The 11409-nt window shown below is 68.3% G+C and carries 11 protein-coding genes; 4 read left to right on the top strand and 7 right to left on the bottom strand.

Features of this window, described 5'->3' with window-relative positions:
* Positions 1–397 precede the first annotated feature (397 nt).
* Positions 398–544 (top strand): hypothetical protein, encoded by a 147-nt coding sequence (locus ACFXOM_RS14695; RefSeq protein ID WP_384941699.1) that lies wholly within the window; start codon positions 398–400, stop codon positions 542–544.
* Between the two features lie 656 nt (positions 545–1200).
* On the opposite strand, the gene ACFXOM_RS14690 is transcribed toward ACFXOM_RS14695, so the two are convergent.
* The 7 genes from ACFXOM_RS14690 to eccB all read right to left on the bottom strand — a co-directional run bounded on the left by ACFXOM_RS14690 (position 1201) and on the right by eccB (position 8535).
* Positions 1201–1500 carry a WXG100 family type VII secretion target gene (locus ACFXOM_RS14690; RefSeq protein ID WP_384941698.1) on the bottom strand — a complete coding sequence of 100 codons (300 nt, stop codon included), beginning with the start codon at positions 1498–1500 and terminating at the stop codon, positions 1201–1203.
* A 65-nt stretch (positions 1501–1565) separates the two neighbouring features.
* Entirely contained in the window at positions 1566–1925 is a 360-nt protein-coding gene (locus ACFXOM_RS14685; protein WP_384941696.1) for a WXG100 family type VII secretion target, read from the bottom strand.
* 108 nt (positions 1926–2033) lie between these two features.
* Complete coding sequence (locus ACFXOM_RS14680) at positions 2034–3281, bottom strand: S8 family serine peptidase (protein ID WP_385038057.1); 1248 nt, start codon at positions 3279–3281, stop codon at positions 2034–2036.
* A gap of 24 nt (positions 3282–3305) precedes the next feature.
* Entirely contained in the window at positions 3306–5069 is a 1764-nt protein-coding gene (locus tag ACFXOM_RS14675) for a hypothetical protein (protein ID WP_385038054.1), read from the bottom strand.
* A gap of 6 nt (positions 5070–5075) precedes the next feature.
* Positions 5076–5543 carry a hypothetical protein gene (locus ACFXOM_RS14670; RefSeq protein WP_384941691.1) on the bottom strand — a complete coding sequence of 156 codons (468 nt, stop codon included), beginning with the start codon at positions 5541–5543 and terminating at the stop codon, positions 5076–5078.
* 194 nt (positions 5544–5737) lie between these two features.
* Positions 5738–7000 carry a type VII secretion-associated serine protease mycosin gene (mycP, locus tag ACFXOM_RS14665; RefSeq protein ID WP_384941689.1) on the bottom strand — a complete coding sequence of 421 codons (1263 nt, stop codon included), beginning with the start codon at positions 6998–7000 and terminating at the stop codon, positions 5738–5740.
* 14 nt (positions 7001–7014) lie between these two features.
* Positions 7015–8535: a type VII secretion protein EccB gene (gene eccB, locus ACFXOM_RS14660; RefSeq protein WP_384948507.1), complete on the bottom strand. Its 1521-nt coding sequence runs from the start codon at positions 8533–8535 to the stop codon at positions 7015–7017.
* A 305-nt stretch (positions 8536–8840) separates the two neighbouring features.
* Here eccB and eccE point away from each other — a divergent pair, with 305 nt between their 5' ends.
* From eccE to ACFXOM_RS14645, 3 genes are all read left to right on the top strand, one after another.
* Positions 8841–10052 carry a type VII secretion protein EccE gene (gene eccE, locus ACFXOM_RS14655; RefSeq protein WP_384941685.1) on the top strand — a complete coding sequence of 404 codons (1212 nt, stop codon included), beginning with the start codon at positions 8841–8843 and terminating at the stop codon, positions 10050–10052.
* Positions 10049–10771 carry a hypothetical protein gene (locus tag ACFXOM_RS14650; RefSeq protein WP_384948510.1) on the top strand — a complete coding sequence of 241 codons (723 nt, stop codon included), beginning with the start codon at positions 10049–10051 and terminating at the stop codon, positions 10769–10771. The genes eccE and ACFXOM_RS14650 overlap by 4 nt, the downstream gene beginning before the upstream one ends.
* A 207-nt stretch (positions 10772–10978) precedes the next feature.
* Positions 10979–11212: a DUF397 domain-containing protein gene (locus tag ACFXOM_RS14645; protein WP_384941681.1), complete on the top strand. Its 234-nt coding sequence runs from the start codon at positions 10979–10981 to the stop codon at positions 11210–11212.
* The last annotated feature ends 197 nt before the right edge of the window (positions 11213–11409 follow it).

Genomic DNA, 11409 nt, shown 5'->3' with positions numbered 1-11409 from the left:
GAGGACTTCAGCGATATCGAAGCGATCCTCAAGAAGCACGGCATCTGACACGGCATTGCCACTGCACCCCCCCCCGCCCCCCCCGCCCCCCCCCGCCCCCAACCCCCCCCGCTATCCGTTCTCCCCACCGGCAGCGCTGCTCCGTTCCGACGGCGGGACGGGGCGGGCCCGACCACGACGAGCCGTGGTGCGAGCCATGTTCAATTCCTGTGGATCACCCTGGGAGGCCGTACCTTCCCGAGTGGTCGATTGAGTCCATGAGCAGGCCGGTGTTCGCAGCACCGGTCGGAAAGGCACGCCCGTACTCGCGGTGGTCAACTCTGACGGTTCCACGCCAGTCGGATCCCTGATCGACGAGGACGTGCCAGCGGGCACCAGGCGGTGCTTGCCTCCGCGCTTGGAAGCGGACGTCAGCAGCCACCCGGCCGAGTCGGCAGGTGAGCGGGATGGCGACGGCCGACGCCTGGTCGCCCGCAGCGTCTACCACCAGCCGCGGACGGTGACCGCCGCGGCTGGGATCGTCGAGGTCAAAGCCGGCGACTGAAGATTGCCATCCGGGCCATCTGCAACCCGAGGCCCGCGACCACGTCGCAAAGGCCATCCAGGCATTCGCCAGGCCGTACGGAGCGAAGTTCCCCACGGCAGTCAAGAAGATCGACGATGAAGAGGACGAGGTTCCGGCGTCCTACGACTTCCCCGCCGAGCACTGGATCCCCTGCGGACCACGAGTCCCATCGAGTCGATTTTCGCCACGGTCCGTCTGCGTACGAATCACCGAGGGTGCTCGCTTCCGAGGCGCCGCCCTACCCCTCAGGCACAGAGGCACGCTCAACGAGGTAAGCCGATATGCCGACCCGTTGGTGAGGGCCGGGCTGCGCGCCACTGTGCAGCGGCTGGAGGGCGAAAAGAGTGCGGCATCCCTGTCTCGATGACGGAACGGCCGACGATGAGGGGCCTCGCGGCACATTCGTCCGGCATCCTCCACCAAGTATCGCTGGACCGCGCGATCACAGCGGTCATCGTGACCGTGGCCCTGGGATCCTGACGCTTGGGATGACAGCAATCTGACGGAGAGCCGGCCGGGCGACGAACCGGCATCACCAAGCCGGTGGTACTCAACCGATGAACAACCATTGACTCTTGCTCGCGGGGTGGGCGCCTCCCGCACACGCCCACCCCGTCTCACTGAAGAAGCGCCTACTACATGAAGTTCTGAGCGGCCCTCTTGTCGCCGCCCTTGTAGGCGGGAGCTGCCTCGTCGACCCGGCCGGCGATCTCCATCAGCGCGGTGTGGATCTCCTTGGCCTGCTTGTCCCAGTCGGCCTGGGCGGTGTTGTAGGCCTCACGCGCCTCACCCTCCCACAGCGCCGAGACCTGGCGGATCTTCGCCTGAATGGCCTCGAGGCTCTGGTCGAGCTTGTTCGCCTGCTTCCGGATCTCTCCGGCTGCTTCCGTGAGCGAGGCATACGTAACGACCATCGTGTCGTTGTCGTGAGCCATGCGGTCCTCCAATTACGTGGTAAATGTGGCGAGGTGGCCGAGTGCGTATGACGGCCGCGGAAATATCAGAGCTTCGCGATGTTCGAGACGGCCCTCTCGGCGCCGGCGTCGCCGACGTAGCCGTCGGCCACGTTGACGCCACGCATGGCCTGGAGGACATCGTCGTCGGTGTTGCCGGCGATGGTCCGGGCGGCCTCGATCGCCTCCTGGAACTTCAGCAGAAGCTTGCCGATGTGGACCATGCGGTGGTTGATCTGGGCCTGCTTGTCGTTGAACGCGCCGGCGCCGATACCCTGCCAGCGGCCCTCGAGGCTGTCGATGGTGCCCTGCAGGGAGCGGAGCTGGCCCTTGACGTCCTCGAAGTTGTGCGTGAGCTCGCCCTGCAACGACTTGAGGGCTACGCCATTGACCTTCTGGACTGCCATGCGTTGGTGTTCCTCTCTAGAGGTTCTCGGTGAGCCTGTGTCTCACCGTTGTGTGCGTGAGCCGGGCGGGCGGACGCGCCGACCGCCACGTCGGTGTGAGTGCCGGGATCAACTGGTGCGACGCCTGCGCGCGAGGACGAACGCCCCGGCCGCGAGGACGACCACGGCGACGACTCCGCCGACGATGAGGCCCAACTGACCATCGTCCTCTGCGCTCTTGCCGGAGCCTGCCACGACTGCGTCGGCGCCGGGCTTGCCCTTCGGGGCTTGTGACGAACCTGGTGCAGTCGGGGTGGAGGGGGCTGGTGAGCCATCCGTCCGCTCGCCGGTGAGCGGGCTGACGTCGGGGTCTCCGGGCTTGCCGAGACCGCGGTTGATGTGGGCGTTGGGGCGGACGATTCCGTGGCCGTAGTACTCGCTGAGGGTGGTCTTGTTCCCGTCCTCGCCCCGGCCCGCGCTTTCGAACATGACCCGGAGGACCTGGTTTGCAGTCCAGTCTGGGTGTATTGACCAGATCAGCGCGGCGGAGGCGGAGGCAATTGCGGTCGCAGCGCTGGTGCCGCCATTCCCGTCGCAGTAGCGTTTAAAGCTGGAGTCACACCAGTAAGGAATGTCGTCGCCGGGGGCGGCGAGCTCTACGGAATCCCCGTGCTGAGAATAGTCGGATACGCGACCCTCCGGCGAGGACGCCGCGATGCCAACTACCTGCCTGTAGGCCGCTGGATAAGACGGTTCGTTTCCCTTCTTGGCATTGTTGCCAACGGCGGCGAAGAACAGCTTCCCCTTGCGCTCCGCATACTCAACGGCTTCCCTGATTTGGGGGTTCCTGTAGATGGTGCCAAAGGACATGTTGATGATCTGCGCATCGCTGTCGGCAGCAGCACGAATCGCGTCTCTTTGGTCAAACCCGTTCACTGCCTCACGGTTCTGCAGATCCGTGTTGGAAATCCGGTAGGGAATGATCTTCACGCTTGGGGCGAGACCTTTGAGACCGCCACCTTTCCCCGTACCTGCGATCAACTCTGCGATGGTCGTTCCATGGCCGGTGTAGTCATCGGTCTCGTCGCCCTTGACGTCCGCAGCGTCAAGGCCAGGTAGTACCTGCCCCTTCAGGGACGGCGTGGACGCGTTTACGCCCGTGTCGATGACAGCAACCTTGATGCCCTTGCCGGTGGTCTTCTTCCAGATCTCATCGGCGTGCATTGCGTCGAGGTACCACTGCTTCGACTGCACGCCCTCCGCGGCGGCTGCGGTCGGCGTTCCGCCCATCCCGACCGTGAACGTCACCAGGGCCAGTCCGCACGCGAGACTTCGCCGGCTGGGACGCCACCACGCCCGGCTCGCTGCTGCTGTCATCAGACTTCCAAACCTTCTCTGTGCTCAGTCGATCACGGGTGGAACTGCACCACGACGTCGCGTAGCCCAGGTCTCTTCGTCTTCCGTCAGGTAGTCAGGACGCTCGGACCGGGCGCGCTCCTGATCCTTGTCACGGGTGTTGCGCTGAGCAGAACCACCGCCAGCCGCATTTCCTGCGACTGGTTTCCCTGACGAGGAACCGTTCCGAGGCGTGCCGACGACTCCGTTGACACTCGCCGTGCCCTTGCCAACAGAGCGTTGCGCACCGTTGCCCCGGTTGGACCCGATGACGCCTGACTGGCCGGGCTTCCCGGCGCTGGCACGCCCCTGAGGAGACCCATCCGCCCCGATGACCGTGCCACGGGGGATCCGGGAACTGGTGGAGCCTCCCGTGGAGCGCTGCGGGGTGCCGCCCACGATGCCGTTCGAGCGGCCGGCTCGGGAGCCATTGGAAGTGCCCTGTCCAACCCGGCCAGTCGCCTGCTGACCCGTACTGCCGTTCCGCCCGACAGCGTTCTGGCCAGCAGGCCCGGGTGTGCCAGTCCGGCCGGTGGACGGGCTGGCCGTGGTCGGGTTCACCGGCCGACCCACGAGTCCCTGACGCCCGCTCGCAGTGGCCTGGGCGCCACCGGGCCGCCCCGCGGGGCCGGAACGTCCGCTAGCCGCCGGACCTGACCCTGAGCTTGTCCGACCGAGCTGGCCTGCGTTCGGTCCCGCGGTTCGAGGACCGAACGCAGGGCCAGCCTTCGGTCCCGTGCCCCGTGCGGAAATTCCCAGCGCAGGAGCCAGAGGAGGCACCTGGCTGGTCGACGGGACCGCCGTACCGGTGACCGGGGAGGGTGGTGCGCCGCTGGGAGCCGTGGGGGGCGCCGGTGGAGCCGTGACGCTGTCGATTTCCATCGATGTGTCACGATCGGGCAGCTGTGGCGCTACACCAGGGACTCCCGCGCGAGGGTGCGCTCCGTTTCCTCCACTGGACTCTGGCTGGTCAGCCACCGATGGGTGCCCGGAACTACGAGGGGCGTCAACTGCCCCTGAGCCGCCCGTTGAGTCGTCATCCGCACGGTACTGGGCACTCGGCGGCGGCACCGGCGCGCCAAGTGAGTTCGGGAGCTTCGGCGGCTCCTGCGCCGCCAGGGTCTGCTCCGAAACCCCGTAGAAGGACGCCAGGCGGTTCATCTGGTTGATGGCTTCCTGGCGGTGCTGCTCCGCCTTCACCGCCTGCGCGTACTCCGGGTTGTCGTCCCTGCGCTCGGACGGCTTGAAGTCCTCGACCTTCTTCGGGTTCGCCCGACCATCACGCGGCGGCAGCGCGCTTCGTACGGAGCTCAGCCCCGTGCTCGCCTCGACCATCTGGGTGCCGATGGCGTTGGCGAAGGTCCCGAGGCCGTAGGCGTAGGTGACGAGCTCCTTGCCGTACCGACGGAACTCGGTGCCGGAGTCGCCCTTCCACTCGACGACCCTGACGTAGTCCTCCAGCTCTTTGGCCGCCTCGTTCAGAGCCGTCGTCGCCTTCTTCAGGGCATCGCCCGCGCTCGACAGGTCCGACGGGTTCGCGTGCTCCATGAGGTCGAGCATCGCGTTGAGCTGAGCCTGCTCGAAGCTCGTCTTGCCGAAGATCCCACCAGGGAGGGGGATCCACGGGTTCCCCGATGCCGCGATCTGTTCGTAGGCGTTCGTCGCTTCGAACTGATTCTTCAACTGGGTGGCCTGATCGCCCTGCTGCTTTGCGACTTCAGCCTGGTGCTGTTCGGGAGTCAGTTCCTTCTGCGGCTTCTTGTCACTCATCAGATATCACCCGATATCCGTAGGAAGCGTATTGTCCTTGTTGCGGTGCTGACCGGACCCTGCGCCCTTCCCGCCGTGGTCCTCGGTCTCTCGCCTGGCGTCCAGACGGGTCTGGATCTGGTGGAAGCGGCGCCGCATCTCGTCTTCCACGTTGTTGAAGCCGACGTCCGCACCGTGGACGCCGATGCTCAGCAGCTCGATCTGGTCGCTCAGGGACTTGGAGAGCGAGACGAGTGACGTGTGCACCCGGTTGTACTGGCTGTAGAAGCCGTCGGCTTCCGCGAACGGCATGCTGGAGCCGCTGAACGAGGCCCGTGAAACGCGCTGCTCCTCGAACTTGGTGGCGCTGCCGGCGCCCTCTTCGAGGTCGCCGAGCAGCTTGTTCACCTTCTTCTGGAAGTTCTTGAGTGCGCCGAGGCCGCGCTCGAGATCACCGCCGCCGCCAGAGCCGCCCCCGCCACCTGCTCCGCCCATTACTCCCGTTCCTCCCCGTTTGCCATTGCTGTCACAGGTTCACTCGTCGCCAGCCGGCGACTCATCGTTTACCCATACACGCAGACCACTGTAGTCACGCGGTCTGACAGTCCCAAGTCCCTTAATGTGGAGCCAACTTCACAAGGTCGACGATCAACCCGACCTATGCGGTTGCAATCGCGGGACCCGCCCGTTCAGCTACTCACCGCGTACTCGTCTCCGGGTCCGGCGGCAAGCCTGCGCGATCGCCGCCGCGCGTCCCGTACGGCCACCGCGCTGCCCGCGATCGCCGCGACCAGCACGGCGCCTCCCACCACGACGTACGTGGCCAGACGGGCATTGCGTTCATCCGCCGTCTCCCCGAGGTGGATCTCCGCCGGGGTCGGCGCTTCCGCCCTCGTCACGCCCTCGTGGGCGACGGGCTGCTCGACGGGCTTGTCGTCCTCGGTCAGTGCACTCACCGGGTCGACGACTCCCCAGCCCACGAGCCGGTCATGGCCCGCGATCGACCTCTCCGCGGTCTGCTCGATCTGCGCGACGATCTGCTTCTGCGTCCACTTGGGGTGCTTGCTCTTGATGAGCGCGGCGATCGCCGCCACGTAAGGGGCCGAGAAACTGGTGCCGTTGTCGGCGCAGTGGCCGCCTCCGGGGACGGTGGAGACCATGTCCACGCCGGGGGCTGCCACGCCGACGAATTCCCCCGACTGGGAGAAGGGTGCGCGTTCGTTGTTGCGGTCGGAGGCGGCCACCGCGAGGACGCCGTCGAACGAGGCGGGGTAGGTCTCCTTCACGTTCCCGCCCAGGCCATCGTTGCCCGCCGAGGCGACGACCACGACACCGCGTGTGAGCGCGTTGTCCACGGCCCTTTCCAACAGGGGTGTGGGTTTGACCGCTTTGGCCGTGTCCTGGGAAATGTTGATGACGTCCGCGCGGACGCGGACCGCGTGGTCGATCGCGGCGGCGAGGCTCTCGGCGGTTCCGTGTCCTTCGGCGTCGTTCTGGTCGATCGGGATGATCGTGGCGTCGGGAGCCAGCCCGACGAAGCCCGTTCCCTTCACGGGGCGGGCGGCGATGATGCCCGCGACCTTGGTCCCGTGGCCCACGGTGTCCGAGGTGCCGTCGTCCTTGCCGCGATCGAGCTTGTTGCCGTTGGCGTCCTTGAGGTCCTTCGGGAGGAAGTTCCGTCCGGCCTTGGTGTCGACCGCGGAGGTCAGTTGCGGATTCTTGACGTCGACGCCCGTGTCGATGACGGCGACCCGCACTCCCTTGCCGGTGGACTGCTTCCACAGTTCGTCCAGCATGACGCGCTGCAGGGCCCACGGACGGGCCTCGTACGTCTTTCCGGGGAAGGTGCACTGGTCCGGTGAGTCGGCCGCCGCGGGGCTCGCCGGCAGACCGATGAACGCGAGCGTCGCGGCCGCGGCGAGAGCGGCCAGCCGACGGTGGAGGTTCGTCATGGTGAGCCCCGTCCTCACGAGCCCTGCGGCTGACGAGCGGCTCCCGTGGACAACCGGGGGCCGGTCGGCAGGAAGGTGGACCAGGCAGCGGGGATGGCCGCGGGGTCCACGCCCTTGTACCCGAGTCGGTTCTGGGCCTGTTGGGCTTCCTGCTGGCGGGCCTCCTTGTCCTTGGCGGACCCCGAGGTGCCGATGCCGGAGTCGTCCGTGGCGCTGTCGCCGTTGGACTGCATCGCGTAGCGCAGGCCGGTGTCGGTGACCAGGAAGAGGAAACCGGTGTCGGTGCGGGAGCCCTTGAACTGGCGGAAGAGTTGACCGGATCCGGGGGTGACGTAGGCGCTGCTGGACCCCGTGGGCAGCGTCGCGGGGAAGTCGGTGCCAGCCCAGGTGCTGAGCGTGGTGGAACCCTTCTCGCCCACCGTCCGCAGGACGTTGCACACGGTGTTGCGGCTGCCGTCCTCGGTGGTGGGCGTGTTCACGGGCGTTGGGGAGTGCGTCGGCCACTTCTTGTCCTGCCCGAACGGCCGGCCCGGGCGGAAGGTGGCCGCGCTGACCGGCTTCGCCCGCCCCGCCTGACCGAGGCGGACCAGTTCCCTGCTGTTGAGGAGGAGCTTCGCCATGAAGTCGGAGACGGGCGCGACCCGTCCCGGCAGGACCACGTAGTTCTGGTCCTTGGTTCCGTCGGTCGCGGTGAGGACGGTGCCCACCTTGTTCAGGTCCTGGTCCAGGCCGCCGGCGATTCCGGCGTCGGTACCCGGCGCGGGAATCGTCGGGAAGGAGATCCGGTCGCCCTTGTGGAGGGTGTCGAGCCAGGCGGTGGACACGCGCTGGGCCGCTCGGCCCTGGCCCACCAGCTGCCGCAGGAGGAGTTCGTCCTTGGCCACCGGGTACGCCGTGCCGTCGGCGTCGACGATGTAGCGCGCCTTGTCGGGTCCCTCGACGTAGAGCAGTTCACCGCCCCGCAGCCGGTTTTCGCCCTCCGTCTTCTTCTCCTCGCGCGCCGCCAGCACGAAGGCCGCCTTCTGGATGGCCCGGCCACCCTCGCCCGGACGCTCGCAGACGGCCCAACGCTTCGGGAGGCCGGCTTCCTTGGCGTCGGGCAGCCGGTCGGGGGCGTAGGGAATGCCCAGGGTGGCGCCGTGCGGGATCCTTCCGCTGTCGAGTACGGACTCGTCGACGTTGATGACCTTGCCCTTGTCGGGGTCGAGGAGGAGCTTGGCGGAGGACATGTTGAGGACCGGGTGCAGCTGCTTCTTGCCGCCCGTCGTCAACACCACGTAGCGGGTCGTGGACTTGCTCGCGATGATGACGTTCTCACCGGGTGCGTCCCACTTCTGCGGCGCTACGGGCTTGAACATGCCCCAGGCGCCGAAGACCGCGAGGACGACGACACCCACGACGGCTCCGGGCATCACCGCACGCAGCGGCTTGGGGGCACCCTCCTCGGAACCGGTCGTGTTGGGCTGTACGAACTGTGCGATCAGTCTCCGCTTCGCGAAGGTGTATGCGTTGAGTTCGTCCCGTCGTGATGCCATCTGTCCGCTGTCCCTCTCCCCGCTGGGCGACCAGGTTCCCACACGCTCGTCGTGGGCCCCGCAGCTGCACGGCCCCCTACTATGCCTGCTGGCGTTTGCTCCGCACTGCTCAGGTAGGGTGATCGCCCGGTCAACGCCCATGGGAATTTGGTAAATACGGACACGAGGGGGGCAACGCGGCGATGGGTACGGCGACGCGCGAGCGGAGTGGGCGGAGTTCCGGACGGGCCCCCGAGACTTCCCGGCGGCAACGCAGCAACGTCCGTGCAGGGAATGCGTATCGGGCGGCTGGCACGTCGGCGACGATGCGCACGCTGTCCCGAGCCGGCCGTCTCGGACCCTTCGAGTTGAGGCAGCTGGTGCTCGTCGAGGTGGCGCTCGCGCTGGTCGTCGTGGGTGCCGCGCTCGGTAGCCTCTGGCTGGTGCCCGCCTCCGTGGCGGCCTGCGTACTGGTGCTGTTGGCCGTAGTACGCCGCCGCGGGCAGGCGGTGCCGGACTGGCTGTCGACGGCCGTCTCCCTGCGCTCGCGCAATCGGGCGACGGCTCCTGCCGCGCCGGACGTGGAACCGTCCCTGGCACCGGTCGTCGAAGCCGTACCGGGCATCCGCCCCTTCACCTATGTGGACCGCGATCGGCGCACGGTCGGGATGCTCGGTGACGGCACCTTCCTGACCGCGGTGGTGAGGGTCGAGGCGAGCGGATCGTCCCTGCGACCCGCTTCCGGCGCCCGGGCGCTTCCGCTGTCCCTCCTCGGTGACGCGCTCACCGTGGACGACATCGCACTGGAGTCGGTGCAGTTGGTGCAGCAGGTGCGATCGGCACCGGCACCGCACCTGCCTCAGCAGTCGGTGGCGCGACTTTCGTACGCCCCGCTGCAGGAGCGGACCGGGTCGCCCGCGCTCCGCCTGACGTGGGTGGCGGTGAAGCTGGACCCCGAACGCTGCCGCGAGGCCGTCGAGGCTCGGGGCGGCGGGATGGAGGGTGCGCAGCGCTGCCTGGTGCGTGCTGCGGATCACGTGGCGAGCCGCATCGTCGGCGCCGGCTTCCAGGCCGCGGTGCTGGACCAGGAGGAGCTGAACTCCGCAGTGGCCACGGCTGCTTGCGCCAGTCCGGGGGCCGCCGCCAGGGCGGGGCGCCCCGATGCGACCCCGCACCGCAGGACCGCCGAGACCTCACGGGTCTGGCGCTGTGACAATCGATGGCACACGACCTACGCCGTCGGCCGTTGGCCGGAGCTGGGCCCGGGTACGACCCCCCTTCCCGCATTGGTGTCGACGCTCACGTCGGCGCCTGCCCATGCGACCACCTTCAGTCTCACCCTGCGGCACGGCTCTCGTCAGGGGGCGATGACCGTCGGCAGCCACGTGCGGATCACGGGCGTGTCCGACACGGAACTCGTGGGCGTGCGCAGGGCGTTGGAGCAGGCCGCCCGGAGCGCCAAGGTGGGACTGCTGCGCCTGGACCGCGAACAGTTGCCCGGCGTGCTGGCCACGTTGCCACTCGGAGGTGTGCGATGACGACGACCCGCAACGGTTCACCCCGTGGCCCGCGGGGGCTGTTGGGTCCGCGGCACGCGGGCCACAGCCTGCCTGTCAGCCAGTTGGGCGCACTGTCGCTTCCTGTCGGGGACGACGGCGTGGTGATCGGCGACGACGCCGAGGGACGCCCGCAGATGGTGGGGTTCCACCGCTCGACACCGTACGACGTGCTGCTGATCGGCGGACTGTGGACGGCACAGGTACTCGCCCTGCGTGCCGCCGGTACGGGCGCCCGGGTGGCCGTGGAGACCGGACGCGCCCAGGAGTGGACGCGTCTGGCGCAGGCCGCGGGAGCGGGTCTGGAGTGCATCACGCTGCACGACGTGGGCCGTGTTCCCCCGATGGGGGCGACGGTGGGCAGTCCGGTCGTCGTGGTGCGGGACTGCGGCATGCGGCCGCCCCGTGGGCGCGTGGTGTCGTCCCCCTGGCAGTCGGTGCTGACGCTGCTGCCCTATCTGAGCCCGGTCGCTCCCCGGCTGCTGCGCTCGGCCACCCTCGTGGGGGTCCAGCGGGTCTCGCCCCAGGAGGCGGAACAGATCACCCGGATACTGGGGTTGTCACGGGCCGAGTGCGAGGCGCTGCCGTCCCTGGCGGACGGGGTCACGCTCTGGTGTTCCGGACGGGAACGCCACTGGGTGATGACGACTGCCACGGACGCCGAGTCCGGACTGCTGGGCGTGGCACGAAGGATGGACTGACCCCACGGCCGTGACGGCCGGGCCGGGTCACCTCCTACCACGGGTTCACCGGCCCCGTCGACCCTGACTCGGACGCGGTCCGTGCTGGATAGGATGCCCGGAGTGACCCGGGCCACATCCAACTGAGCGGCGTCCCTGGGCGCTTGGGTCACGCTCGCCGAGCATCGGGCGCGTTCGTCCCGGAAAGACCGAAAGGAAGCGTGACTCATGGGGAGCGCACAAGAGAAGGACGAGCTGTACGCCCTCGACATCTCCCAGGTCGAGTGGCACGGCGCCCCCGGCACCCGACCGGACGAGGAGCGGGTCGAGATCGCCTATCTGCCCGACGGCGCCGTCGCCATGAGGTCGTCCTTGGCCCCGGAGACCGTGCTGCGCTACACCGAGGCGGAGTGGCGGGCGTTCGTGCTCGGTGCGCGCGACGGGGAGTTCGACCTCCGCTGAGCCCCCCTGCCGGACCGGCGGACGCCGGGCGGCACCCGTTCGTGTCGGTCCCGGATGTCGGCACCGCGATTGGCACGGTCCGTGCGGATGTGACGGATTCGCTCTGCACGCACCGGCGTGGCCGCGCCACTTGAGGACAGGCGTGAGGAGCGGGACAGTCGTTGCCGGGTGGTCCGGCCTGCCCTACTGACGGCATC

The sequence above is a fragment of the Streptomyces sp. NPDC059169 genome, assembly GCF_042755225.1.
Classification (GTDB): Bacteria; Actinomycetota; Actinomycetes; order Streptomycetales; family Streptomycetaceae; genus Streptomyces.
Note: the sequence above shows the minus strand (reverse complement) of the source record. Positions and strands in the feature narration are given on the sequence as shown.

Coding starts and splice junctions, on each gene's coding strand:
- mycP (WP_384941689.1), bottom strand. CDS start 7,000: ATGACGAACCTCCACCGTCGGCTGGCCGCTCTCGCCGCGGCCGCGACG.
- ACFXOM_RS14645 (WP_384941681.1), top strand. CDS start 10,979: ATGGGGAGCGCACAAGAGAAGGACGAGCTGTACGCCCTCGACATCTCC.
- ACFXOM_RS14690 (WP_384941698.1), bottom strand. CDS start 1,500: ATGGCTCACGACAACGACACGATGGTCGTTACGTATGCCTCGCTCACG.
- ACFXOM_RS14685 (WP_384941696.1), bottom strand. CDS start 1,925: ATGGCAGTCCAGAAGGTCAATGGCGTAGCCCTCAAGTCGTTGCAGGGC.
- eccB (WP_384948507.1), bottom strand. CDS start 8,535: ATGGCATCACGACGGGACGAACTCAACGCATACACCTTCGCGAAGCGG.
- ACFXOM_RS14680 (WP_385038057.1), bottom strand. CDS start 3,281: ATGACAGCAGCAGCGAGCCGGGCGTGGTGGCGTCCCAGCCGGCGAAGT.
- ACFXOM_RS14675 (WP_385038054.1), bottom strand. CDS start 5,069: ATGAGTGACAAGAAGCCGCAGAAGGAACTGACTCCCGAACAGCACCAG.
- eccE (WP_384941685.1), top strand. CDS start 8,841: ATGCGCACGCTGTCCCGAGCCGGCCGTCTCGGACCCTTCGAGTTGAGG.
- ACFXOM_RS14650 (WP_384948510.1), top strand. CDS start 10,049: ATGACGACGACCCGCAACGGTTCACCCCGTGGCCCGCGGGGGCTGTTG.
- ACFXOM_RS14670 (WP_384941691.1), bottom strand. CDS start 5,543: ATGGGCGGAGCAGGTGGCGGGGGCGGCTCTGGCGGCGGCGGTGATCTC.